Source organism: Rheinheimera sp. 4Y26 (assembly GCF_025245835.1).
In the GTDB taxonomy this organism is placed as follows: domain Bacteria; phylum Pseudomonadota; class Gammaproteobacteria; order Enterobacterales; family Alteromonadaceae; genus Pararheinheimera.
Genome location: NZ_JAOBWS010000013.1, coordinates 1 through 24681, shown reverse-complemented (window position 1 = coordinate 24681; position 24681 = coordinate 1). Strand labels below are relative to the sequence as shown.

Here is a 24681-nt window from a genome sequence, read left to right as displayed (position 1 = left end):
TAATTATTAACCGAATGATTAACCATTTATAAACCAGAGGCATTTGTGAGCACAGAGTGTTGGTTAACCCCAAAACAAATAACTGAATTGCAGGGAATGCCTTCTTCCGTCCCTGGGGTTCATAAAAAGGCAAAAAAAGAGGGATGGTTAGTCAGAAAGCATGATGGTGTGCGTGGCCCTGGGGTCGAATATCTGCTGCCTGAAACGGTGTTAGCGACTAATCAAAAATCTGACGTGAAAGCAGATGACGTAAGCCAGTTTATGCATGAGTTTGTGCTTATTCCTGGTTACTCTGTGCAGGTCTCTGCCGGGCATGGTTCTACTGCATTTGAGAATGAGGCCCCTTCCAGATTCCTGGCATACCGCAAGAAGTGGTTGCAATACAGGGGCTTTAAAGAAAGTGATTTAGTGATTGTTTGGGCCAAAGGCGACAGTATGGAGCCTACTATCCACAACAACGATACCCTGGTAATCAATACCAGCCGCAAAAGACCTATTGATGGGCACATTTACGTTATAAGGTTTGAGGATTCGCTATGGGTAAAGAGAATGCAGGTTAAAGCATCCTCTTGGATTCTACTCAGCGATAACCCTGTATATCCCCCAATGGAAATTAAGCTTGATGAGCAATCAAGTTTTGAGATCGTTGGCCAGGTGGTCAATATTTCAAAAGACATTGGAAATTAAATCGGATCTGCAGATCTGATTCGGTAAAATAATCGGATCAGATCCAATTCTTTTTGCTCAACTGCGTGTTTTATTGGTAAGTAGAGCTTGAATGCGTTGATAGTGCTGGCTTGCGGGTTAATTCAGGTAGCAATTTGAGCTTTTCGATTTATCATTCTGATTGATTTTAGGTTTCACGATAAGGGCATACTTTTTTTCAAACTTCTGATTTCTGGATCCGATTTGCTGATAGCTTAAACATGCATTAAATAACGTTAGAAGCCTTATTACATCAGGCTTTCCCACCAAATCCCGCGTTATTTCACCTATTCCCGGTTTTTATCTATATTTATCAATCCATACGGTTGGTTACACCAATGACTTTGGCTACAGCAGTCCAGACACGTCTGGAAATTGTCACTCCAGTGCCAACTTTTGTCATCCCAGCGCCAACTTTTGCCGCAAGTTGCCCTCCCCCGCAAGTTTTACCAGCCGCGAAATACTGCAAAAATACCTCGCTGATCAGCAGCTGGTTGAAGAAAACCACGCGCTGTATTTACTGAACACCATCCATCAGAACATGGTGATTGCAGATTTAGACTTTTCTATCGACCATGCCAGACTAAAAGCCTTTGCCATTACACAAGCTGACTTTTGCAAAACTGCCGACCTCAGCACCGCAATTAACCACTTTGAAAAATACCAGCTTGGCAAACTTGCCTACACCGAACAGGAAATTAAAAACCGCCTGCAGGATGCCAAATTCTGGTTGCGCCGTATTCGCCGTAAAACGGCCTCGCTGATTAACCAAGTTGAACGTGCATTAGGTTATGTGTCAAAACGTCGTGCCGTGTATTGCGGCGATGTGTCGTTACATCGCTATAAGCAGAACCAGCAACTAAGTCAGCAATATATGCAAAACAGCTATTTGCAGAATGACGAAGGTTTCAGTATTTCTTTGGCAGAAATCGCACAGCACAACATTAGTAATCCGGTGATCCGTCGTCATGAATTGATGGTCAGAATTCGTGGTTTTGAAGAAGTCGCCCAGTATTGTCAGCATGCGGCGGTATTTGTCACTTTAACCACGCCATCAAGAATGCACGCCACCAATGCAAGCGGAATTCCGAACCCAAATTATGACGGTTCTAGCATCAACGATGCACAGGACTACCTAAACCACGTTTGGCAGCTATGTCGCGCCAAGTTTGATCGCGACGAAATTAAGCCCTATGGCTTTCGGGTAGTAGAACCGCATCACGACGGCACACCACACTGGCATTTGCTGTTGTTTATGCCAGTCGAGCAGATCAAAACATTTAAAGAGATTGTCACCCATTACGGCCTGCAAGATTCGCCCGATGAAAAAGGCGCAAAACAGTATCGGGTTAAGTTTATTGATATTGACCCCAACAAAGGCAGTGCTGCCGGATATATCGCTAAGTACATCGCCAAGAACATCGACGGCTTTGAGGTTGGAACCGACACCAGTGGTCAGCCATCAAACTTAGCTGCAGCAAGAATTAACGCATGGTCAAAGGCTGCCGGTATTCGCCAGTTTCAGCAAATTGGTGGCCCTAGTGTCACAGTTTGGCGCGAGCTTCGTCGTCTAAAACAAACCGAAAATCAAACAGAAGAATTTAATGCAGCCCATGCTGCTGCCGACGCCTCGAACTGGGCTGCGTTTTGTATTGCCATGAATGCCGTTGATACACCACGCAAAGCGCATCTGATAAGCCCCTATTACGAAATCCGCGCCACTGAATCTATCGACTACCAAAGCGGAGAAATTCAAAGCTGCCCACTAAACCGCTATCAGGAATTACGAAAACCTGCGCTGTCGGGTCTGTCGCTGCTTGGTATCACTATTAAAACCCGCACGCGCAGATGGTCTTTGTCATCTGCGCCGCCGAGCCGAGATAGCACCAACCCGCCTTTAGGTGGGCTGGTGCTGTCGAGTGAGGTGGCAACCTTGGACTTGTGTAAATAACTGTACGGATGAAAAAATGAATAAAAAGATGAATACCCCAAGCACCAGTTTTACCGTAAATGAAGTGGTATTACTGCTAAACCTCACAGTCATCAAACAAGATCGTGGTGATAAGTTCCTGCCGGAAAACCTTGGAATTATCTGCGGTGTATTGACCTTAAACGAAGAAGTTGAAATGGTCGTGAAGTTTATTGACCGCGTTTGCCAGTTCACCAAGTCTGAATTTAACCGTCACTATCGGATAATCAACGAATGATTTTTCCGAAGCTTCCGTTGACAGAAACTGCAGCTTGCATTAGTTTCGCATCTGCAGCTCGTCCGAAAATTGCCCATTGCCTAACTAGCCACCAACCTGATTTAGGGTTTTATTCAAATTACCTGGGCTCGGATCTACTAACTAAACTCATACTTAACTTAAGTAGCGTAATCGAAATAGCCCATGAGTTCAGACACAAAAACGTCTGCTCTCAAACAGATGGTGTTCGGCGCATACTCTCAAATAAACCTACTTTCCGCTGCATTTTAAATCCCAAAAAACTTAATTCAGGCTTTTTTAGCTTGTTCCATTTGGCTTTGAAACAAGTCGCGCGCTATAGGCGCGTCTTGAGGAATAGGTATATGCAAAATCAAATTTCAGACCCACAAACAACGGCTATCCGTTGGGTCACCGTAGAAAAATGTGCAGAGCTTATCGGTTGGACAAAAGACGCAATCAATGCACTGCGCGTCAAAGGCAAAATCCGTATGGATGTTCATTGGGTTAAACGAAACGGCCGGATCTTTATTGACATGGCCGCTTTGCAACAATGGATAGGCACAGGGAGATAAGCCATGAAACCAACTGAATTTAAAGGCATCTACGCCAGTGAAAGTTCTATCCGCATTGATTTTATGTTTAATGGCGAGCGCTGCCGTGAAACCATCCGCTGTACGCCCACCAAAACCCGATTAAAAGAGGCTGCGGTCAAACGTGAACAAATCATCTACGAAATTGATATGGGCAAATTTGACTACAGCAGTCATTTCCCAAACAGCCCACGCGCGCTGAAACACAGCCCGAATAAAGCAGCCCATATCACCATCAGGCAATCTGTTGAAATTTGGTTTAAACACAAAAGCAAAAACTGGACACGTAGTACTTACCGTGGCTACGTCAGCAAAGTGAACACGCATGTTTTGCCTAATTTTGGCAGTATCACGCTTGCCGACTTTAAACCATCAATGTTCAAAACTTGGGCTGCTGCTTCAACGCTGTCGCCAAAGTCTGTTAATGAAGTACGCTCCATTATGCATGGCATTTTTAAAGAGCAATTTAACGACAGCATTATCGAATCCAATCCGATTGAAAAATGCGAACCACTGCCACGCCGAACCAAAAGGGTTAATCCGTTTAAGCCAGAACAGCGCGAAGCAATTATTAATGCAATAGCCAATCCGATAGCCCGTGATTTTTACATCTTTGCATTTAGCACTGGCCTCAGAACAGGCGAACAGTTGGGCTTACGCTGGCAAGATGTCGATTTTGATAAACAGCGTATTTATATCCGGCAATCCATCGTCAATGGCAAGCTGGCTGGCACTAAAACCGAAAGCTCAGACCGAACCCACCATTTAGATGACAGGGCGCTGCGGGTGTTGCTGAATATTCGCAACTATCACCCAAATCTCAGCCATTATGAACGGGTTTTTCTCGATCCGTCCACCATGAAGCCTTGGAAATATGATGGCGTACCACGGGAAAGACACTGGAAGCCAGCACTTAAGGCAGCAGGCGTGCCCTATCAACGGCCATACACCTGTCGTCATACCTATGCTTCCACTATGCTAACGGCCAAACGCGATCCAAGTTGGCTGGCAAAACAAATGGGGCATAAAGATTGGGGCATGATCCGAACCATTTACGCACAATGGATTGACTAAATAATTTTAATCAGCAGCAGGCAGCTGCCACGGGGAGGAACCGCGCTTAGCGGCGGGGCACCCGTGGTGGCTAATGTATATAGTCATTGTACGAAGTGCATTGACCCTAACCCAATTTGGAAAAGTCTTAAAACCTGAACTTTTGAAGGTCGAAAGTTTAAAATATTGCCTTAACGACGTTTAAACTCTGAATTAAGAAACCAAAGCTTGATTAAATGCTAGTAAACAGAGCAATCATGCTCTATATTTAACGTGAAATTTTCTCGTTATCCATTGAGGGTGTTATGTTAGTCTGTTTTAGAGCAGAAAATTTTCGTTCTATATGTGATCCCATTGAGCTAAACCTCCGGCCAGCTCCTCGCTTAAGAAACCATAAATCACATGTGGTACAACCGATTAAATCGAATTTAGATCTAAAAGTTCTCAAAACCAGTTTGATATATGGTGCAAACGCATCTGGGAAATCAAACATCGTTAAAGCAATAGATTTTGTTCAGAACTTGATAACGAGTTCTAAAGCCAGTGACGAAAAAATTGATTTCACTCCGTTCAAGGTAACTAAAACCCCAAAAGAAAGCGCTTCATTCTACATTGAGTTTACGATCGATTCATTCCATTTAGCTCTAACATTCGAGGTGAATAAGGATAGAATCCTCTACGAACGACTTTCTTATATTGAGAAAAATCGCGAGAAAATTATATATGAGCGAAAATCAGACAAAGATTTTCACGAGTTCAACTCCGACATAATAACAGATAGTGAAACTCTTAACTTCATAAGTGCATTGTCAAAGTATGCGCCAGAAAACACATCAATCATAAATTTTGTTAGTCAGAACGGAAAAATACAAAAGGATTTACCTCAAAATTTTACGTCTTACCTAAGAGCAGCATTCTTTTACTTTAAATATTGCCTAGTAATCGTATTCCCCAATAGTCGTTATGGAGGGCTTACCGATGATGTTCAGGATGGAACTATAAACTCTTACACAGCCAATATAAAAGATTTTGATACTGGCATAGATAGTCTAAACATAGAAAAGGTTGAATCATCATTATTTAGCCCATCATTAATAAACAAGATAAAAAAAGAAATCGAAATTCTTGACCAACCAATTAAGTTTGAAAACAATTTTCGCGAATACACAGCAACGAAAAATGGTGACGAAATTGATATCCATGAAATAATATTAAAACACAAAGACATTCATGGTAATCAATTTGACTTTTCTACGTCAGAAGAATCCGATGGAACAGTGAGATTATTAGACTTAATACCTGTACTATCAAATTCTGAAGCGCTTAAGAACGTATTGAAACCAACGTTTATAGTAGATGAATTTGACAGAAGTCTGCATCCGAATTTATCAAAACTTTTCTTAGAGAAATTTCTTAGCACTGACACTCATGCGGGGCAGTTCATTGTAACTACCCACCAGTCCGAATTGCTAGATCTAAAACTCATAAGACGAGATGAAATTTGGTTTGCACAGAAAGAATGGAATCAATCTACGTCTCTTTACTCACTGAATGATTATTCTACAAGACATGATAAAGATATACGTAGTGCATATTTAAATGGCTTATTTGGAGCAATCCCGATAGTTGAGCGCACCAGTAATGAATAAAATAAGCCAAATATCCTCAGCTAGAAAGCTTAATAAAAAACAATTAGACCCTTGCTGCTTCGTACTATCAGCCGAAGGGCAAGATGAAATATTATATTTTGAATCGTTAAAAAAAATAATCCCAAGGCAATTTGATAAATATTATCGACTTCATGTCGTAAAGAAAACAAATGTAAACCATAGCGCGATAACCCACATATGCAGAGATCTAAATGAATATATTGCAAGCGGAGTTAGCAAATTTAGAAAAACAAAAGAATGCTCATATGTAATATTTGATCACGACAGTAATTTTCAGGCAAACCACATAAAAAATACATTAATCAATATAAAAGAGTGCCGCCAAAAGAATTACATTACAATATGCTCCAATCCTTGCTTCGATTTATGGCTCATATTGCATTACATTGATATAACAAAAACAAATGACCTAGAAAAAATACTTGAAAACAAAAACAACTACGTAAAACAATATCTACATAGAGTTAGAAATAATGAAGATTTTAGCTTGTTAGTAAGGCGCTACAAGGTAGCAATTTACAATGCAAGTAAGTTAGTCGCTCTTTGCAAAGATAAAGCCGGCTCATATCCGTTTGCATGCTTAAAAACAGAAGTCGTTTTTTTACTTGAAGACATCGTTGATGCTGGACTACTTGAGTGCTAGTTCAACTTATTGGTGGGTTTCTAGAATTAAGCAATTTAGTATTTATTTGCTTCCAACATACTGAGATAAATATGAATATTATGGGTTCAAATCCCCCCAGCTCCACCAATAAAACAAAAGGCCACCTCCGGGTGGCCTTTTGTTTTATTGGTGTTTTAGCTTTATCAGCGCATCTTTATACAACGAAGTCCTTTATCCCCGCACTCGCCAACCAAACTGCCACAAATCAGAACTCCCAACCCGCTAATCCAGCAAAAAACACCAGTTGTCGACTCTGGCATTGCCGCAGGCGGAATAACAGTGTTATAAACCTTTATCCCTGTTTTGGGTTTTATCAAGGATGTACACCATGGAATTGGTTCAGATTTTTATACTGTTTTTACTCGCTGTTGCCACTATCACCCTGATTGTTATCTCAATAAAACTGACCGACTTAGTCGATGAGAGCCGAACTTTGCGATTGTCGGTGCAAAATATTGAGGCAGATGAGCTGTTTCAGCAAGGACATCAGAACCAACAGGCCCGACAGGCGCAGCAGCAGCGTCAGGAAGAAATTCTGCAGTTATTACAGGACATTGCCAAACAAATGTCACAACGCCAGGCTACTGAACCGCAGCGCAACAGCAGTGTGGAAAAAACCATCACTGCATCTGCTGCCGCCACTATCAGCCGCATCAGCAACCGTTAACACCAGCTCTATGGCAAAGTTGCTGAAATGCATCAGTATATGGCCGGTGCAACATCACCTTGCGGCATAAACGTCATCAGGACGGCAGAGCGCAAACCCCCACTACGCGCAGTTTTGCAGCAGTTAAACGCGAAATGTACATCGCCGGGTTGACAGCACCATGGCAGCCCATGATGATGGGCGCCTGACAAAGCAGTCGCTTTATCTTGTTCCGGCAGCCTCTGCTGCCCCGCCTGCAGGGAAATTTTCATGTCTTTTATTCGTGCTCAAAATGGTTTTATCTGGGGTTTTGCCCTTGGTATCAGCGCCGCGTCTATGTTGTTTTATATCTGGCATATGGAAAGCCTGAACAAGCTGCAGCAACAATGGCTGGCCAGCCAGCAGACTCAATTACAACAGCAGCAAAATTCCACGGCCAGGCAAATAGAAACCATTGATTTACTGATGAAAAGCTACAGCATTTCCGACGGTAGTGAAGATTTGGATATGCGCGCCGAGCTTATTCGTGCCAACCATATGCCACTGTTACTGGCGTTACAACAGCAGTCGGGCACAGATGTCAGCGACTTGATAGATCCGGCCAAAGCTTTTAATTCGGCCCAGCTTTATGCCGCTTTATTGCGGATCAAACAACAACACGAAAAGCAGCAGGCGCGCAAACTACTGGATGAAAGAGCCAAAGCAACAGCACCAGCGGCAGCCCAACCCTAGTTTTTTTCCACTGTGCTGCCCACGCAGCTAAAAAATCAGCGTACACTGGAATGACCTATGTCCGGTGTACTTTCTGTTTATGAAACCTGCTTTACCCCATAATGAAGCCGAACGCCTGAATTTCCTGTATCAGCTGCAAATTCTTGATACTCAGGCCGATCCGGACTTTGATGCTTTAACCCGCTTAGCTGCGCTGATTTGCCAGTCGCACACTTCTCTTATCAGCCTGATAGATAAAGATCGTCAGTGGTTTAAAGCCAAACTGAATATGGCGGAAAACGAGACAAGGAGAGATGTTTCGTTTTGTGCTCATGCTATTTTGCAGCCGGATCAGCTGACATACGTACCAGACGCCTTATTAGACCCGCGTTTTGCAGATAGCCCACTAGTGACCAAACCCAACGGCATCCGCTTTTATGCCGGTGCCCCGCTGCTGGTCAAGCCCGACCTTTCCGTCGGCACTTTGTGTGTAATAGATACCAGTCCCCGTGAGCTGACAGAGGCGCAAAAAGAAGCGCTGAAATTATTGGCCAAACAAGCCGTTAGTTTGATGCAAAACCGTTTGCTGGCGCGGGAAAAAGCACAGCAACAACAAACTTTAACAACAGTCACTGAGCATGTGCCTGTGCTGCTGGGCCAAATTGACCGGCAACAACGTTATGTATTTTGTAATGCCAAATATTCCGCCTGGTTTGATGTAAAGCCGGAACAGGCGGTCGGACGCACTATTGAGGAGGTTTTTGGCAAAGAGTTCAGTGATGAACTGGCACCTTCGCTTGCACGTTGTTTTGCCGGTGAACAGGTTGAATATATAACCCCTGAGCGCAACGGCCGCATTCTGAGCCTGTGTTTTGTGCCGCAAAAATCCTCTCAGGCTGAGGTTGAACATGTGGTGATTGTTGGCACCGACATTACCGAAAGCCATCAGCAACAACAAAAAACCCAGCAAGAGCGTGACCGGCTGGACGCTATTATTCAGGGCACCAACCTCGGCACCTGGGAATGGAATATTCAGACCGGCGTCACTATTTACAACGCCCGCTGGTACCAGATGCTGGGACTGCCACAAGAGTCTCACACCACCATTGCCACCTGGGAGCGCTTGTTACACCCGGACGACCTGCAGCCATCAACTGAGCTGTTACAGCAGCATTTTGCCGGTTTATTGCCATTTTATGATGTGAAATTTCGCATGCGCCATCAGCTTGGGCACTGGGTCTGGATCCACGCTGTAGGCCGGGTGACCAGCTGGGATCAAAGCGGCAAGCCGTTATTAATGTTTGGTACCCATACCGATATCAGCCAGGACAAAAAACGCGAAGCTGAGCTGATGGCAAGCCGCTCCTGGCTGCAGGCTGTGGTGGATTCCTCAACCGAAGTCGCAATGATTTCAACAGACCCCAACGGCATTATTCAGCTGTTTAACACAGGTGCCGAGCGCATGCTGGGTTACAGCGCCACCGAACTGGTGGGTAAACAAAGCCCGGCGTTATTTCATGATGCCGCCGAAATTACCCGCCGCGCCGAACAACTGAGTAAACAGTTCCAGGAAAACATCAGCGGTTTTGATACCTTTGTTTATGCGGCGCGGCGTGGCTCCGGTGAAACCCGGCAATGGACCTACATCTGTAAAAATGGTGAACGGAAACAGGTTCGGCTCAGTGTGTCTGTGATGCGCAACGACGATGGCAGCGTACTGGGTTATATGGGCGTGGCTGTTGATATTACCCAGCTGGAGCAACTGAACCATGCTTTGTTACTCAGTGAACAAAGGCACCGCTCTATGCTGGAGAACCTGCCGGGCGTGGTGTATCGCTGTATTAATGATGCGCACTGGACCATGTTGTTTATCAGTGATGAAGTGGAAAAACTGACAGGTTATCCGGCAAAAAACTTTATCCGCAATAAAGTCACCAGCTTCGCCGGCATTACGCTGCCGGAAGACAGTCAGAACAACAGAGTGGTGGTGGAACGTGAGCTGGCCAATCACAGCCGTTTTAGCGTTGAATATCGTATTCGTCACGCCGATGGTTCAATCCGTTGGGTGCAGGAGCTTGGTCGCGGCATTTTTGATCAAAACAATCAGCTGCTCTATATCGACGGTTTTATCTGGGATATCACAGCGCAAAAAGAAGCACAGCTGGCACTGCGGGCCAGTGAACAAAAACTATCGTCTTTGTACCAGCTGGCTCCTCTTGCCATAGTGCTAAGCCGGTTTGATGATGGCGTTATTCTGGACGCCAACCCTGAACTGCAACATATGCTGGGCTATGACCACCACAGCCTGATCCATAGCCGTTTTGCCGATCTGACCCCTGCCAGTTACGACGAACAGGAACAACAACAATTAACTTCGTTACAACAAACCGGCCGTTATGGTCCTTATGAAAAAGAACTGCTGCATCAGGATGGCCATCTGGTGCCTGTGGTACAAAGTGGTGTGCTTATTCAAAGTGCCAGTGGCGAACAACAAAGCTGGTCCATTATTCAGGATATTACCGAGCACAAACGCATAGAGCAGATGAAAAATCAGTTTGTCTCTACCGTCAGCCATGAACTTCGTACCCCGCTCACTGCCATTTCCGGTGCGCTTGGGCTGATTAGCGGCGGCGCTTTGGGCGAAGTGCCAAAAACCATGCAGAATATGCTGGCCATAGCACAGGAGAACAGTAACAAACTCAGCCAGCTGATTAACGATTTGCTCGACATTGATAAACTGGTGGCCGGTAAAATGCAGTTTGAGTTTTCGACCTGCTCTATCAAAGAATTACTGGAACAAAGTGTGTTACATAACCAACCTTATGCGGACAAATATCAGGCCCGAATCAGGTTGGAAGCAGATACAGATGGTGCTGTGCAGCTTGATCCGATGCGCTTTCATCAAATCATGGCCAATTTATTGTCAAACGCAGCCAAGTTCTCCCCTGCCGGCAGTGAAATACTGGTAAAACTCAGCCAGAAAAACACTGAAGTGATGATTGAGGTACTGGATGCAGGCCCTGGCATCAGTCCTGAGTTCCAACTACGGATGTTTGAAAAATTCTCTCAGGCTGATTCAGCTGACGCCCGCAGCAAAGAAGGCACAGGCCTTGGTCTTGCTATTGTCAAAGAGCTGACTGAGCGCATGCTCGGCCATATCAGTTATCACAAACGCCCGGAAGGTGGCAGTTGTTTTGCACTTTATTTCCCGACTCTGCAGCCTGGCAACAGCTTGCACCGCGATGCTGTACTGGTGGTGGAAGACGATCCGGCCGTTGCCGGTTACATAAAAATGCTGCTGGAAACCTCGGGTTATCTGGTCAGCACGGCCCATAATCTGGCGAGCGCCAGAAGAGCTTTGAGTTTACGCAGTTTTGTTGCCATGACGCTGGATATGCATCTGCCGGATGGCCATGCTGCAGCCTTTATCAGTGAACTGCGCAGCCAGCGTCAGACCGCCAACTTGCCGATTCTGGTGATTTCGGTGGAAAAACAGGAAGGACAAACGCTCTATACCGGCTTTACCGCTTTTGACTGGCTGACCAAACCGCTGCAACCTGATGTGTTACTGGACAAGCTGCACAATTTGCTCAGCCCGGCCAAAGCCAAAATTTTACATGTAGAAGATGATCCGGCGCTGAGCTCGCTGCAGCAGCTTACCATCGATGAAGCCTGCACCGTCAGTGCTGGCTCGGTGGAAGAAGCCAGCCGGTTATTGCAACAGCAACATTTTGATCTGGTGGTACTGGATTTAGGTTTACCGGATGGTTCAGGTTGGGAGCTGTTGCCGCTCATCGCTAAACAACATCAGCATGTTCCGGTGCTGGTCTGGTCGTCAGAGCAGGTGACTGCAGAACAATGTGCCAGAGTGGAGGCTGTGCTGGCTAAAGGTCAGCATGCCATTCCACAATTATTGGATACTATTCATCAGCTACTGGCGCTGCAAAAATCCTGACCTGATTGCGGCCATTGGTTTTCGCCTGATACAACGCCTGATCAGCCTGCTCTATCACCAGATCAGGCTGCAGGTGGCCGTTGCCACAGGCAATACCTGCGCTAAAAGTGCAATAAAAGGTGTGGTTATCAAAACTAAAAGGGAAACCGGCAAAAGACTCACGCAGTTTATCAATGACACTAAAAGCTTTTTCCACCGGACAATCCGGCAATACCAGCAAAAACTCTTCACCGCCGTAACGGCCTATCATGTCGGTTTTACGCAACTGCTGTTTTAACAGATTCGCCAGGCTGGTAATCACCTGATCGCCGGTTAAATGGCCATAATTGTCGTTGACCTTTTTAAAGTGGTCGATATCCAGCATCACCACACTGACCTGCTGCTGCGCCCTGTCACTGCGTTCCAGCTCAGTTGCCAGACGCTCTTTTATATGTGCGTGTTGTAATAAGCCGGTCAGGCTGTCTTTGGTCATCACTTCGGCCAGCTGACGGGCACGCTGAGCTCTGGCAAAAATAGCCACCACCAGCGCATTGTCGCTGATAGGTTTGGTCAGGAAGTCATCACCCGCTTTGATCAACACCGCCAGCTGCCGCTCACTGTCGGTTTCCGAAGATAAATAAATAATAGGCACCCCCAGCCACTCATCCTGTAACCGGATAAGTTGCGCCAGCTCAGGCCCTGTGCATTGCGGCATATTGACGTCGAGCAGAATCACATCTGGGTGGAATTTACGTAAACCGGCAAAAATATCTGCCGGATCATTCAGGATCTCAGCACGCAAACCCGCCGTTTCAAGCACCAGCGCATAATGCTTAGCCAGCAGTTGGTCGTCATCGACAATCAGCACTCTGAATGCATCGCGCTGCCTGCCGGCCAACAATCGCTGTAAGCGCGCTTCCAAAGCCTGGGCATTAATAGGTTTTACAAAATAACCCAAAGCGCCACAGCGCACCGCTTTGAGGTAAAAATCAAAATGATCATGACCACTGATCACAAAAAGTGGTAACTGCTCCGGCAACTGTTGCTGCATACGTTCAACAAAACTAAGGCCACTCTCAGTTTCTTCAGGCAACTCTATGTCGATGATCAATGCATCAGGTAACTTTCGCAGTAGTGCAGCCTGCAACAAATGGCTTTGTTTAAACCACTCCACCACATAACCAAAAGTGGATAAAGTCAGGCACAAATGCCGCGCTGTATCACCTTCATCTTCCAGCAGATAAATCAGCGTTTGTTTTTTCTCGTTACTTTTGGCGGCAACAGGTAACTGCTGCCGCTGCTGCACCACCAGGCGTTTTTGCTGGCGCAACTGGGAAAAAATATGGCGGAAACTGTCGATTTGCTCAGCCGCAGGGGCATTGGTATCAGCCAGCCAGTTTTTAGCCTGCAGCTCAAGCGCCTTGGCAGACTGGCCCAGCTCATGAAAACCAAAGGTGCCGGCAGAACCTGCCAGAGTGTGAAAACTTGCCAGCAGTTTAGCAACCAGCGGACGCCAATCCGCAGTTGTATCCAGTTGGTCCAGCTGCTGCTGCAACTGTGGCAATTCCTGTTGTAATCGATCCAGATATTGCTGGTGCAACAGAGCCATTTGTTGCTCGAGCTTTTCTTTTGCGTTTGTCATGCGTCCGCTTCGCTTTATTCCGATGCCTTACTATAGCAAAGTTCCCTGAACAACCAAGCGGTTAGAATAGGTCCAACAGCTTACAAACGCACCGTCAGGCCCTGTGCCAAACTTTGCCGGTAAGTCAGATAAGACGGAATTGCCCCCAACAATAACGCCAGTGCCAGCAGTGCCGCCAATAAAGCTGCGGTATGACCATGCCAGGGCAACCAGGAAATCACCAGACCATAACTGCTGCTCAGAAGCGGCTGTAACACCGCTAACGAGCCACAAAGCAGCAATAAAGCGCTGCCGATACTGGCCAGACTGATACAAAAAACTTCCAGCTGAATAAGACAAAATAGCTGCCATGGCCTTGCGCCAACGGCCCGTAAAATCGCCATTTCCCGTTGCCGCTCTTTCATTGCCGCCAGCAAAGTGGTGACCATCCCAATCAAGGCCGCAATCAGCACCAGTAAGGTCACCAGCAATAACATGTTTTCCACCATGGCCAGCATTTGCCAGAGTTCAGCAAGAGCTGCTCCTGGCAAGATGGCGGTTAATGGTTCGGCTTTAAATTCATTAATTTGCCGCTGAATAGCAAAAGTAGCCACTTTGGATTTTAACCCCAGCATAAAAGCGGTCAGCACCTTAGGCTCAAGCTGTTGCAGTTGGGTGTCGTTTAGTTTGGGCTTTTTGCCAAAACCCGGCGCGCCGCCCTGCCAGCCAAGGTGAATGGCTTCAATACTTTCCAGGCTGACGTGCACACTCTGATCCACCGGCGTGCCTGTTGCCGCCAGAATACCCACCACGGCAAAGGGCTGATCTTTATGCTGGGTAAAACTGACTGCACCCACGCCATGCGACAAAATGATTTGATCGCCAAGCTGATACCCCAGTTTTTCCGCAACTGTTGCCCCCAGCACCACCTGATACACAGTGCTGAAGGCTTCACCTTTTGCAAAGCTCAGGGATTGCTGCTGTCCATAACGGAAATAACGGAAATAATCGCCATTGGTACCTATCACCCGAAAACCTCGGTGTGAATCACCCAGTGCCATTGGAATAGCCCAGGCCACCTGTGGATGTGAAGATAGCTGCTGATAGTGCTGATAACTGATGTTATTGGTAGCATTGCCAAGGCGGAATACCGAATACAACAATAAATTCAGCTGGCCTGAGCGCGCACCGACAATTAAATCTGTGCCCGACACTGTGCTGGTGAAACTGCGTTTGGCTTCGAGGCGTAGATGATCAATGCCCAGCAATAACGCAATACTGATGGTCAGCGACAACAAGGTCATCAGCACTGTGCCGCGCCTGTGCCATAAACTTTGTCTGGCCAGTTTTAACAACATAAGCTGTCCTCCGTCTGCCGTGCTGCCGCCAGCGGTTGAATACCATCAGCCAGCTTATCCATCCGTAATTGCCATTGAAAATAACGGGCAAGCTGAGCGTCATGGCTGACAAACAGCACTGTGGTGCCGCAGCGGTTTGCTTCGCTCAGCATCAGGCGGATAAAAGCATCTCTGTTGTCGGCATCCAGCGCCGAGGTCGGTTCATCGGCAATCAGCAGCGCCGGTTCATTCAGCAAGGCTCTGGCAATAGCCACTCTTTGTTGCTGACCCACACTCAGGTTCACCGCACTTTGCCGCCACAATGCGGCCTCAAGGCCAAGGGCAGTCAACAACATCTGCGCTCTCTGTATTGTGGCCGCAGCGCGACTGCCGGCAAATTCCGCCGCCAGCAACACGTTATCCAGCACCGACAAATAGCTGATAAGATTTAATTGCTGAAACACCACGCCAATATCTCTGGCGCGCATCAAATCACGGCGGGCGGCTTTTTGTGGCTGAAATAAAGCGCCATGGATCCGGATCTCTCCGCGGCTTAACGGGTGAATACCGGACAATAAATTCAGCAAAGTGGTTTTACCTGAACCCGAAGCTCCACGGATAAATAAATGCTGCCCGACCTCAAGCTGCAGATCAGGTAACTGCAGGCTAAAAGCGGTTGGCCCCTGGTAACTGAAATAAAAATTTTTGAGTTCAAGCGCGGGAAAATTCGGTTTTGCAGGCACAAGCATTCTCGGCAAAGTGATATGATACGGCACAATTATTACTTTATAACATAAGCGCGAGAGTAAGCTCCAATGTTCAAGCCGTTGTTGATGGGATTATTCCTGAGTCTGGTCGCATTCCAGACTTCTGCCGCCACAAGCGAACAAGCAGCCAGCGCACAAGCAGTGCAAACGCTGGAATGGACTGATTTATTACCCCCGGAAGATTTGGCCAAAATGGAAGCCTTGCCGGAAGTCAGCCATGAAGGCGGCGAAGGCGGTGGTTCTGCCATTAATAAACTGAATAAAGATGATCCGGCCAGCCAGGCCTGGGCCGAAGTGCTGCAGTCCGCCAAAGTGCGCAGTGAGCTCAACGGCAAAAAAGTGCGGATCCCGGGTTTTGTGGTGCCTATTGAATATGATGCCGACCAAAACATTACCGCTTTTTTCCTGGTGCCTTATTTTGGTGCCTGTATTCACGTGCCACCACCACCACCAAACCAGATTATTTTTGTCACCAATGCCAAAGGTTTAAAGGCAGATATGATTTACAACCCTTTCTGGCTCGAAGGCACCTTAACCACTGAAACCATGAGCCACGATCTGGCCAATTCGGCGTACAGCATTAAAGCCGACAAAATCAGTGAGTATGTGTACGAATAACAAATCACAGCCCCAGGCAAAAACCGGATACATAAAAAAGCCTGATTTATATCAGGCTTTTTTATTGTTTTGACGGCACTTTAGCTGTACTCAACTGCAAAGCCGGTATTTACCGGCAAAACGACAACAATACTTTTCTATTGTTATCAGCGGATTAATTTCAACACCGCATTTTTTGCAGACAACTCAGCCACAGCAGCCTCACCATTTACCAGATATTGCACATCAATACTTTCCAGCGCCGGGCTTTGGCTAAACAGGCTAAAACTGATGTCGGACAATTTTAATGGAGCCTGACATAAAATCTGAAAATCTACATATAAATCAGCATGATTGGCTTCACCCTGCTCTTCGCGGAAATTATGCCCGCTGATACTGCAATTGGCTGCTTCGGCAAGCGCAAACCAGCTGCCACTTTTGAGCATCTCCAGCTGCTGCTGTTGTTGCTGTTTTTCAGCATCAGTACTGGCTTTATGCTCAAAACCAACAATATTGGCCGCCGCAGTAGTTAACACCAGCTCAGCTTCATTACCATCCAGCACAAATGTCAGGCTGGCTTTGCCATGCTGATGGGCACCATGTTCGTTATGTTGCTGCGCCTGTGCCAGCCCTGCGCCTAACATCATTGAGGCCATGACGACTATGCTCAGCGCGCCCGACCAACATTTTTTGCTCCGATTAGTGTTCATTGTTATCTCCTGTGCAGCAATCATTCTGGCCGAATCATACCGCAACAGAAACACACTGCAATCGGCCGCGCAATATGCTAAGACCAGCCACCGGCAAAATCAGTTTATCCGGTCTGATCTTTCCGGCGGGTTGGTGCGTAATGTCAATATCTTGTTGCTTTGAGTGCCAGTCTGATTGTTATGGCAAAACTGATTCTGATTTTGGGTGATCAACTAAGTCCGGCCCTTGCCAGCTTAAGGCAATGGCAAAGCGGCGATCTGGTGCTAATGGCAGAAGTACAGGCAGAAGCCGGTTATGTACGCCATCACCAGCATAAAATAGTGCTGATTTTCAGTGCAATGCGTCACTTTGCCGCCAGCCTGCGCGCCCAGGGTATGGAGGTAAAGTATTTTCAGTATGAAGAGCGGATTTCGTCTTTATATGAATCCGTCGCCACGACGCTGAGCCAGCAGCCACAACTGACAGAAGTATTGCTGACTGAAGCGGCTGAATACCGGCTGGCGCAGGAAATCTCAACCTGGCCAGCGCTGTTAAAAAAGCCGGTGACAGTGTTGCCGGACGATCGTTTTATTGCCAGTACCGAGATGTTCAGACGCTGGGCAGACGGCCGCAGTCAGTTCAGGATGGAATATTTTTACCGTGAAATGCGCCGTTACACCGGCCTCTTGATGAACGGCAGCGAGCCCGAAGGTGGCAAATGGAATTTTGACCATGACAACAGACAAAGTTGTCCGGACCACCTGCAACTCCCCACCCCCAGCGCTGTGCAGCAGGACCACATCACCACTGAAGTGATTGCGCTGGTCAAACGTGAATTTAGTCAGCATATGGGCGATGCAGACACCTTTTCTCTCGCCGTCACTGGCAAGGACGCCAGGGCGGTTTTTCTTGATTTTGTCAGTCAGCAATTGCCGCTGTTTGGCCAGTATCAGGACGCAATGCAGCTTGATCAGCCGTTTTTATTTCACAGCGTCAGCGCGCTTTATCTGAACATTGGTTTATTGGATGTGCGCTGGATGTGTCAGAAAGTGGAGCTGGCTTATCGGGAAGGCAAGGTACCACTGAATGCGGCCGAAGGTTTTATCCGACAATTGATTGGCTGGCGCGAATATGTGCGCGGTTTGTACTGGTTGCTGATGCCGGATTATAAAACGCTGAACTTTTTTGCTGCCGAGCGCGCCCTCCCTGCCTATTACTGGCATGGCAATACCAAAATGCGTTGTATGCAGCAGGCTATTGACCACACCCGGCAATATGCATATTCCCACCATATTCAGCGGCTGATGATCACCGGCAACTTTGCACTGTTGGCCGGTTTGTCGGTAGAGGCGATGAATGACTGGTATCTGTCGGTGTATGCCGATGCTTTTGAGTGGGTGCAGCTGCCCAACACCAGCGGTATGGCGCTGTTTGCCGATGGCGGTGTGCTGGCGTCTAAACCCTATGCTGCCAGCGGCAATTATATTCAGCGCATGAGCAACTATTGTCAGCACTGTAGTTATCAGGTGAAAAAGGTCACGGGTGAAGGCGCCTGCCCTTTTAATGCACTGTATTGGGATTTTCTGGCCCGCAACGAAGACAAACTGGCCGGCAATGCCAGGATGCAACTGGCGTATCAGCAATGGCGGCGCAAACCGGCCGATTCACAACAGGCCATTCGTGATTATGCGGCTGAACTTTTAATCAAACTGGAAAAACTCTGAGCATGACCCGTCTGGTAATGCTAAATCAGGCACTGCGACTGACTGACAATCCACTGTTGCAGCAACAGGACGACTGCATCGCACTGTTGCAGCAACAGGACGACTGCATCGCACTGGTGCTGCTGGAGAAAAAACAATTTTTTGGCAGCCAATTTGGCATCACAAGAGCCAGCCGGCTACGACTTGGCCATCAGCTGTGGCTGGTTGAGGATTTCAGGTTACAACTGGCAAAGTTACAGCTGCCCCTTCTCTGTGTGCTGGCCGACAGCACCGAGCTACTGCCACAGCTGATAAAGACCCTTGGCATCAGCGCAGTAACCATGGCAGAGCCTGTTGCCGAAGAAGAGCGGCAGCTGCAGCAACTGGCCGCACACTATGTGCCAGTGTCTTGTGTTGATTTAAATTCACTGCTTGGCGACAGCTTGCGACCTGAACTTGCCGCCTTTCCCGACAGTTTTAGCCAGTTTAGAAAAGCGCGTGAGCCTGAGCTCCGGGTCAGCTCAGCTTGTGCTGACAACAATATCAGCGGACGCTGGCTGGGCGCCACTGAGCTGGCAAAAACCAAAGAAAGCGCAGCCTGGCTGCTGACGCTGGAAGCAAACTGGCAACAGCAGTTGTTGTTATGCCCCAAACCGCACAACATCCACATTGCCGCCGGGCGCCAGCAGCAAGCACAGTTTCTTGCTTATCTTTATGAAAATAAAGCCATTTACCACTACAAACAAAGCCGGAATCAGTTTTGTGATGTGGCTGCCGACGGCGCTATGGTGCCGCCGGGTCAAACCCCGGGCTACGCCAGCTTTTTATCTACAGCGCTCAGTCATGGCAGCTTGTCAGTGCGTTGGGTGTGGCAACAGATTTGTCAGCTGGAGCAGAGCCTGGGCGCCAACGACTCGACTTACTGGCTGAAGTTCGAACTGTTATGGCGCGAATATTTTCGCTGGCACCAGCGCAAATTTGGCGCTGCGCTTTTTCGACGGCAAGGGCTTGGCCGCCATCCGGTGCCGGAATCTCAAGGCGATATGGCACTGCAACAACTGAAATTTCAGCTCTGGTGTCAGGGGCAAACCGGTGTGCCACTGGTGGATGCCAATATGCGTTTTTTATTACAAACCGGCCTGATGTCCAACCGTGGCCGGCAACTGGTGGCCAGTTACCTGATTTATGATTTGGCGCTGGACTGGCGTTTTGGTGCGGCTTTTTTTGAACAACAGCTGCTGGATTATGACGTGGCCAGCAACTGGGGCAACTGGGCTTATATTGCCGGCGCCGGCACAGCCCCCGGCCGTTATTTTAATCAACTGAAACAAGCGCTGCAGTACGATCCGGCTGCTGTCTTTATCCGCAGCCAGTTGCCTGAACTCCGTTCTTTGGGCATGGCAGCACATTTGCCTTATGTCAGTAGCATCGCAGCACCTTATGCGGCACAGCTTGGTCTACCGCCGGCACGGCCAGACTGGCACAGCAGCCTGGAGAAACTACAACAACAGCTGCAAAACCCATGATCAGTATTTTGTGGTTTAAACGTGATTTACGGATTAACGACCATGCCGCGCTGAGCGCTGCCGCCAAACACGGGCCTGTGTTGCCACTTTATATTATTGAACCCGACTACTGGCAGCAGCCTGATACTTCGCTGCGTCACTGGCAATTTATCAAAGGTGCTTTGCTGGAGCTGGACAAACAGCTGCGCTCGCTTGGGCAACCTTTATTGCTGCAGCGTGGCCCGGCCAGCAAAGTGTTAGTGCAGCTTTGTCAGCAATATCAGGCAACTGCGGTATTCAGCCACGAAGAAACCGGCAACTTATGGAGTTATCAGCGCGATTTGGCTGTGGCTCAGGCACTTAAAGCACATGGTGTGGCCTGGCATCAGTTTCGTCAGTTTGCCATTTTCCGGCCACTTTCCAACCGCGATCATTGGTTTCATCAGGCCGACGACTGGCTAAAGTCATCGCAGGAAAAACCACCAACAGCGCTCGTGCCTGTGTTGGCACCTGTTTTAACACCACATTCTGCGCAACTACAAGCCGAGGCTGACCTTAAGCAGACACTGACTGAGCTTGCGCCAACCAGACGCCATGATTTACCGCCCTGCCACAGCATGCAGCAGGCCTCTAACCTGCCCGACACCCTGCATAGTTTTTTTGCAAGCCGCTCAAATAACTATCAAAAACATATTTCCTTTGCCGCCAAAGCAGGCCAAAGCTGCTCGCGGCTGAGCCCTTATTTAAGCTACGGCATGCTGAGCATGCGCGCTTTGCAGCAGCAGTCTGTACAACAAATGCAGCAGTTGCAGCCCGGCGCCCACAAAACTGCACTGCAGGCTTTTTTCAGCAGGCTGCGTTGGCATTGTCACTTTATGCAAAAGCTCGAAGATGAGCCGGTGATTGAAATGACCAATATGCATCCGGGTTTTGATGGCATGCGCGAGCTGGATTTTTCCAGAGAAAAATTTGCTGCTTTTTGTGCCGGTCAAACCGGCTACCCGCTGATAGACGCTGCTATTCGCTGTTTACTGAGCACCGGCTGGTTGCATTTTCGTGGCCGCGCCATGCTGGTGGCTTTTGCGTCTTATCATCTGTGGTTACATTGGCGGCCAACGGCGCTGTTTCTGGCGCAATGTTTTGTTGATTACGAACCCGGTATTCACTACCCGCAAATTCAGATGCAGTCCGGTACTACTTCGATGAATCCAAACCGCATCTATAACCCGCTGAAACAAAGCCAGCAAAAAGATCCCCAGGGGCATTTTATCCGGCGCTGGTGTCCTGAACTTACGCAGCTACCGGATGACTGGTTGCATAGCCCATGGCTGTTACCGGCACAGTTACAACGGCGTTATGGTGTAATGCTTGGCAGCGATTATCCGATGCCGATAGTGCAGCTGGAACAAGCGATGCGCGAAGCCAGAGCAAAACTATCGACCTGGTCGGCACTTCAGGACAAAACACAGTGGCGTGCACAGCAGCAACAACTGGTACAGCGTCACGCCAGTCGTAAAAGACCGGTTCGGACCACCAGAACCGGCGGGGCTTTGGCACAGGCAGCCGGACAGCCACAACAGCTGCTGATGTTTACTGAAGACTCAGTTTAGTTTGTACTGTTGCGCGGATACTGTAACTGTGCCGGGCTTTGTTGCTCCAGCCAAAGCACAGTGCCAGCAATTTGGCTTAAAGCCGCCTGAAAAAAACCGGCATCAATCCGCTGCCAGTCATCATTGGGGCTGTGATAATCGGCATGAAGATCCACGCCAAAATATAAATAAGGAATACCGGCCCGCCTGAATACCCCATGATCGCTGGCATTACTCCAGTCCACGCTGGCGCTGCCTCTGCTCTCTGGCCGCCGGTCACTGGCCAGCACCAGTCGGACGCCGTTTTTTTCAGTGCGTGGCATTTGTAAAATGACGGGCAAACTGCGTTTACCAAGCAGGTACAACTTATTGTTTCTTTCACCGCGGCCAATCATATCGAGATTGATATTTAACAACATTTTTGCGGGGCTGACCGGTGGCTGCGCTAAAAAGGCTTTGGCTCCATCGAGCCCATGCTCTTCCGCGTCTGTGGCAACAAAAAGATAAGAATAAGCCGGGCACTGGCTTTGCAGCATAGCGGCAAGATATAACATCCCGGCCACGCCCGAGGCATTGTCATCTGCGCCATTAAAAATCCGTTTCCCCTGGGGTTTCAGGTGATCGTAATGTGCTGTGACCACAATATAAATATCCGGATAACGGCAACCTTGTTTCAGTCCAATCAGATTCACCCCATGCTGCTGACTAAAACCAAGGTTATAACGAAAGGGCTGGCGGTAATTGTCGGTCAAGGCAACTAAACCAAGGTCGGCAAAACGTTGTTGCAGATATTGTTGTGCCAGCACACTGCCCTCACTGCCACTGCTGCGCCCGGCCATTTCATCGGCGGATAACAGTTGTAAGTCCTGCCAGGCCTGCTCAAACAGCACATCCTGGGCATTCGCGCCGGCCAATTGGCCGGGCATGGCGAACTGTGCGGATTGTTGCACTGCGGCCACTGCTCCCCCGGGGAGCAGCACAACTGAAAATGTAAAGAACCATACAAATAAAAGCGCCAGACGATGGCGCTGGCACTTGAAGGAAAGGTCAGGGTTAATCTTGTTTTGCCACTGCATTGAGCATATCCAGCTTATATTGATAACGCCGCTGCTCAGTAGCAGAGTCGGAATAACGTTTGGCCGTTTGCAGATAACCACTGGCTTTGACCAGATCCTGCTTCAGCAGATAACTGCGCGCCAGTCCAAAATAAGCCTCTGGCACATGGGGTTGTAATTTCAGACTGCGCCGGAAGTGTTTAATGGCATCATCGGCCTCATGGCGCTCCAGTGCTTCATTGCCTTGCATAATAAAAAAATAAGGATTACTCAGCCGTTTTTTGGCTACTTTGGCGTCCAGTACGGCGGCCTCCTGCACTCTTCCGGTCAGTTCATACAACATCGCCAGATTTGACATGGTATTGGTGTGCTCCGGCTCCAGACGCAAACTATACAAATACACCTGCTCTGCCTGCGTTAACAGCTCTTTTTTCCGATATAACACCGCCAGGTTGTTCCAGTTCTGTGCCAGTTGTGGTGCTTTGGCGATAGCAGCTTTCAGATAATGGTAAGCCAGATCATATTGATTATTCATCATCGCATCTGCGGCTTTATTGTTATAAAACATCGCCACTATCGTCTGCTCGGAAATCCGCTGTGCTTGTTGTTTTGCCCGCTGCGGTGCCATATCAAAATCAATCAGGTAACCATTGTTTCTCAGCACGACAATTTGCTGGATAGAACTGCTGATTTTAATAGGGTAAATCATCAGATTCACATGGCCGTTTAACATACTGTTCCCTGAACGGGTAACCCAATACTCAGGCACATCAACATCCTGAAAATATGCATCAAACCCAAGTTGTTGCGCCAGACTATAAGCCAAAATGGTCAAAGAAAGACAATTAGCTTGTTTTTTCTGATAAGTATCAGTGGCTGTGAGTGTGGCATTATTCACATACTCCAGCGGGTCGCCGTCACTGCCAAAAATAAAGGTCAGCAGTGCCAGGCTGCGTTCGTCGGCGAACTGATAAGCTAAAACCTGTTGACGCGCCTGCTCGACGACAGTGTGCGGCAAGGCAAAAATTTGTTCTTCGGTTTCAACAGGCGTTGTTATTGGCTGGAACTCGTTGTCCTGTAATAGCAAAAGCCCGGCAAGCTGCTGCTCCTGTGTCACAGGCACCTGCTGACAGGCAGTCAGAAACAACAACAAAGTGGTGGATAAAATTTTGATGGCTGACCGATGAATGAATAGGGGCATCACACACCTCAACTGCAGTTCATACAGCTTTGAGTGTATACCGCAGTGCCGGCACAGGCTTTATCAGATGACGGAACAAATTGTGACAAAAAGTATCTGTGCGGCAAAAATTTTTGCCAGTCGCCATAGTGACGACGCCAATGCAGGTACAGAGGGTATTCAGGGGAATAATAAAGAGAAATTTTTGCCGCGTATAAAAACAAAAAATCCAGCATAAAGCTGGATTATTTGGTGCCTAGGGGGGGACTCGAACCCCCACGCCGCGAAGCGCTAACACCTGAAGCTAGTGTGTCTACCAATTCCACCACCGAGGCAAGTGTTTTGCGTATTTTGCAATACGACTTTTATTTGTCTGCGACTTTGGTGCCTAGGGGGGGACTCGAACCCCCACGCCGCGAAGCGCTAACACCTGAAGCTAGTGTGTCTACCAATTCCA

At 47.9% G+C, this 24681-nt stretch carries 21 protein-coding genes and 1 tRNA gene; 15 read left to right on the top strand and 7 right to left on the bottom strand.

The window, feature by feature from the left end; all coding sequences use genetic code 11:
* The first annotated feature begins 45 nt into the window (after nt 1-45).
* The 10 genes from N3Z11_RS14940 (at nt 46) to N3Z11_RS14895 (ending at nt 12201) form a co-directional block, all read left to right on the top strand.
* Nucleotides 46-687, top strand: coding sequence for a helix-turn-helix domain-containing protein (locus N3Z11_RS14940; protein ID WP_260658001.1), 642 nt, complete (start codon nt 46-48; stop codon nt 685-687).
* Nucleotides 688-1132: 445 nt separating this feature from the next.
* Nucleotides 1133-2656, top strand: a complete 1524-nt coding sequence (locus N3Z11_RS14935; protein WP_260658000.1) for a replication endonuclease — start codon at nt 1133-1135, stop codon at nt 2654-2656.
* A gap of 16 nt (nt 2657-2672) precedes the next feature.
* Nucleotides 2673-2912 (top strand): hypothetical protein, encoded by a 240-nt coding sequence (locus N3Z11_RS14930; RefSeq protein ID WP_260657999.1) that lies wholly within the window; start codon nt 2673-2675, stop codon nt 2910-2912.
* Between the two features lie 362 nt (nt 2913-3274).
* Entirely contained in the window at nt 3275-3484 is a 210-nt protein-coding gene (locus N3Z11_RS14925) for a hypothetical protein (protein ID WP_260657998.1), read from the top strand.
* Between the two features lie 3 nt (nt 3485-3487).
* A complete protein-coding gene (locus N3Z11_RS14920; protein WP_260657997.1) occupies nt 3488-4576 on the top strand; it encodes a site-specific integrase in 1089 nt (362 codons plus the stop codon).
* Between the two features lie 284 nt (nt 4577-4860).
* Complete coding sequence (locus N3Z11_RS14915; RefSeq protein ID WP_260657996.1) at nt 4861-6204, top strand: AAA family ATPase; 1344 nt, start codon at nt 4861-4863, stop codon at nt 6202-6204.
* The gene (locus N3Z11_RS14910) at nt 6182-6868 is read left to right on the top strand and encodes an RloB family protein (protein ID WP_260657995.1); all 687 of its coding nucleotides are present in this window, start codon (nt 6182-6184) and stop codon (nt 6866-6868) included. Before N3Z11_RS14915 ends, N3Z11_RS14910 begins: the two co-directional genes overlap by 23 nt.
* A gap of 349 nt (nt 6869-7217) precedes the next feature.
* Nucleotides 7218-7556, top strand: a complete 339-nt coding sequence (locus tag N3Z11_RS14905; RefSeq protein ID WP_260657994.1) for a hypothetical protein — start codon at nt 7218-7220, stop codon at nt 7554-7556.
* A 249-nt stretch (nt 7557-7805) separates the two neighbouring features.
* Complete coding sequence (locus tag N3Z11_RS14900; RefSeq protein WP_260657993.1) at nt 7806-8267, top strand: hypothetical protein; 462 nt, start codon at nt 7806-7808, stop codon at nt 8265-8267.
* 79 nt (nt 8268-8346) lie between these two features.
* On the top strand, nt 8347-12201 hold the full coding sequence (locus N3Z11_RS14895; protein WP_260657992.1) for a PAS domain S-box protein: 3855 nt from the start codon (nt 8347-8349) through the stop codon (nt 12199-12201).
* On the opposite strand, the gene N3Z11_RS14890 is transcribed toward N3Z11_RS14895, so the two are convergent.
* The 3 genes from N3Z11_RS14890 to N3Z11_RS14880 all read right to left on the bottom strand — a co-directional run bounded on the left by N3Z11_RS14890 (nt 12167) and on the right by N3Z11_RS14880 (nt 15881).
* Nucleotides 12167-13822 (bottom strand): diguanylate cyclase, encoded by a 1656-nt coding sequence (locus tag N3Z11_RS14890; protein ID WP_260657991.1) that lies wholly within the window; start codon nt 13820-13822, stop codon nt 12167-12169. The two genes, N3Z11_RS14895 and N3Z11_RS14890, sit on opposite strands and share 35 nt — an antisense overlap.
* An 80-nt stretch (nt 13823-13902) precedes the next feature.
* Nucleotides 13903-15159, bottom strand: coding sequence for an ABC transporter permease (locus tag N3Z11_RS14885; RefSeq protein ID WP_260657990.1), 1257 nt, complete (start codon nt 15157-15159; stop codon nt 13903-13905).
* On the bottom strand, nt 15150-15881 hold the full coding sequence (locus N3Z11_RS14880; RefSeq protein ID WP_260657989.1) for an ABC transporter ATP-binding protein: 732 nt from the start codon (nt 15879-15881) through the stop codon (nt 15150-15152). The genes N3Z11_RS14885 and N3Z11_RS14880 overlap by 10 nt, the downstream gene beginning before the upstream one ends.
* A 90-nt stretch (nt 15882-15971) precedes the next feature.
* Here N3Z11_RS14880 and N3Z11_RS14875 point away from each other — a divergent pair, with 90 nt between their 5' ends.
* The gene (locus tag N3Z11_RS14875) at nt 15972-16523 is read left to right on the top strand and encodes a DUF3299 domain-containing protein (protein ID WP_260657988.1); all 552 of its coding nucleotides are present in this window, start codon (nt 15972-15974) and stop codon (nt 16521-16523) included.
* Between the two features lie 146 nt (nt 16524-16669).
* Here N3Z11_RS14875 and N3Z11_RS14870 read toward each other — a convergent pair whose 3' ends face one another.
* Nucleotides 16670-17212: a DUF2796 domain-containing protein gene (locus tag N3Z11_RS14870; protein ID WP_260657987.1), complete on the bottom strand. Its 543-nt coding sequence runs from the start codon at nt 17210-17212 to the stop codon at nt 16670-16672.
* Nucleotides 17213-17392: 180 nt separating this feature from the next.
* Between N3Z11_RS14870 and N3Z11_RS14865 the strand changes: the two genes are divergently transcribed.
* From N3Z11_RS14865 to N3Z11_RS14855, 3 genes are read left to right on the top strand one after another with little or no spacing between them, the layout of a single operon-like run.
* Nucleotides 17393-18916 carry a cryptochrome/photolyase family protein gene (locus N3Z11_RS14865; RefSeq protein WP_260657986.1) on the top strand — a complete coding sequence of 508 codons (1524 nt, stop codon included), beginning with the start codon at nt 17393-17395 and terminating at the stop codon, nt 18914-18916.
* A gap of 2 nt (nt 18917-18918) precedes the next feature.
* Entirely contained in the window at nt 18919-20421 is a 1503-nt protein-coding gene (locus tag N3Z11_RS14860) for an FAD-binding domain-containing protein (protein WP_260657985.1), read from the top strand.
* A complete protein-coding gene (locus N3Z11_RS14855; protein ID WP_260657984.1) occupies nt 20418-22010 on the top strand; it encodes an FAD-binding domain-containing protein in 1593 nt (530 codons plus the stop codon). Before N3Z11_RS14860 ends, N3Z11_RS14855 begins: the two co-directional genes overlap by 4 nt.
* Here N3Z11_RS14855 and N3Z11_RS14850 read toward each other — a convergent pair.
* A complete protein-coding gene (locus N3Z11_RS14850; RefSeq protein ID WP_260657983.1) occupies nt 22007-22939 on the bottom strand; it encodes a M28 family peptidase in 933 nt (310 codons plus the stop codon). The genes N3Z11_RS14855 and N3Z11_RS14850 overlap by 4 nt on opposite strands.
* A 103-nt stretch (nt 22940-23042) precedes the next feature.
* Complete coding sequence (locus tag N3Z11_RS14845; RefSeq protein WP_260657982.1) at nt 23043-24245, bottom strand: tetratricopeptide repeat protein; 1203 nt, start codon at nt 24243-24245, stop codon at nt 23043-23045.
* 67 nt (nt 24246-24312) lie between these two features.
* Here N3Z11_RS14845 and N3Z11_RS14840 point away from each other — a divergent pair, with 67 nt between their 5' ends.
* Nucleotides 24313-24462, top strand: a complete 150-nt coding sequence (locus tag N3Z11_RS14840) for a hypothetical protein (RefSeq protein WP_260657981.1) — start codon at nt 24313-24315, stop codon at nt 24460-24462.
* A gap of 12 nt (nt 24463-24474) precedes the next feature.
* Here the strand turns inward: N3Z11_RS14840 and N3Z11_RS14835 are convergent.
* Nucleotides 24475-24559, bottom strand: a tRNA-Leu gene (locus tag N3Z11_RS14835).
* Nucleotides 24560-24681: the final 122 nt, after the last annotated feature.

Coding starts and splice junctions, on each gene's coding strand:
- N3Z11_RS14930 (WP_260657999.1), top strand. CDS start 2,673: ATGAATAAAAAGATGAATACCCCAAGCACCAGTTTTACCGTAAATGAA.
- N3Z11_RS14895 (WP_260657992.1), top strand. CDS start 8,347: ATGAAACCTGCTTTACCCCATAATGAAGCCGAACGCCTGAATTTCCTG.
- N3Z11_RS14905 (WP_260657994.1), top strand. CDS start 7,218: ATGGAATTGGTTCAGATTTTTATACTGTTTTTACTCGCTGTTGCCACT.
- N3Z11_RS14865 (WP_260657986.1), top strand. CDS start 17,393: ATGGCAAAACTGATTCTGATTTTGGGTGATCAACTAAGTCCGGCCCTT.
- N3Z11_RS14915 (WP_260657996.1), top strand. CDS start 4,861: ATGTTAGTCTGTTTTAGAGCAGAAAATTTTCGTTCTATATGTGATCCC.
- N3Z11_RS14900 (WP_260657993.1), top strand. CDS start 7,806: ATGTCTTTTATTCGTGCTCAAAATGGTTTTATCTGGGGTTTTGCCCTT.
- N3Z11_RS14840 (WP_260657981.1), top strand. CDS start 24,313: ATGACGGAACAAATTGTGACAAAAAGTATCTGTGCGGCAAAAATTTTT.
- N3Z11_RS14920 (WP_260657997.1), top strand. CDS start 3,488: ATGAAACCAACTGAATTTAAAGGCATCTACGCCAGTGAAAGTTCTATC.
- N3Z11_RS14860 (WP_260657985.1), top strand. CDS start 18,919: ATGACCCGTCTGGTAATGCTAAATCAGGCACTGCGACTGACTGACAAT.
- N3Z11_RS14870 (WP_260657987.1), bottom strand. CDS start 17,212: ATGAACACTAATCGGAGCAAAAAATGTTGGTCGGGCGCGCTGAGCATA.
- N3Z11_RS14845 (WP_260657982.1), bottom strand. CDS start 24,245: ATGCCCCTATTCATTCATCGGTCAGCCATCAAAATTTTATCCACCACT.
- N3Z11_RS14875 (WP_260657988.1), top strand. CDS start 15,972: ATGGGATTATTCCTGAGTCTGGTCGCATTCCAGACTTCTGCCGCCACA.
- N3Z11_RS14925 (WP_260657998.1), top strand. CDS start 3,275: ATGCAAAATCAAATTTCAGACCCACAAACAACGGCTATCCGTTGGGTC.
- N3Z11_RS14890 (WP_260657991.1), bottom strand. CDS start 13,822: ATGACAAACGCAAAAGAAAAGCTCGAGCAACAAATGGCTCTGTTGCAC.
- N3Z11_RS14855 (WP_260657984.1), top strand. CDS start 20,418: ATGATCAGTATTTTGTGGTTTAAACGTGATTTACGGATTAACGACCAT.
- N3Z11_RS14885 (WP_260657990.1), bottom strand. CDS start 15,159: ATGTTGTTAAAACTGGCCAGACAAAGTTTATGGCACAGGCGCGGCACA.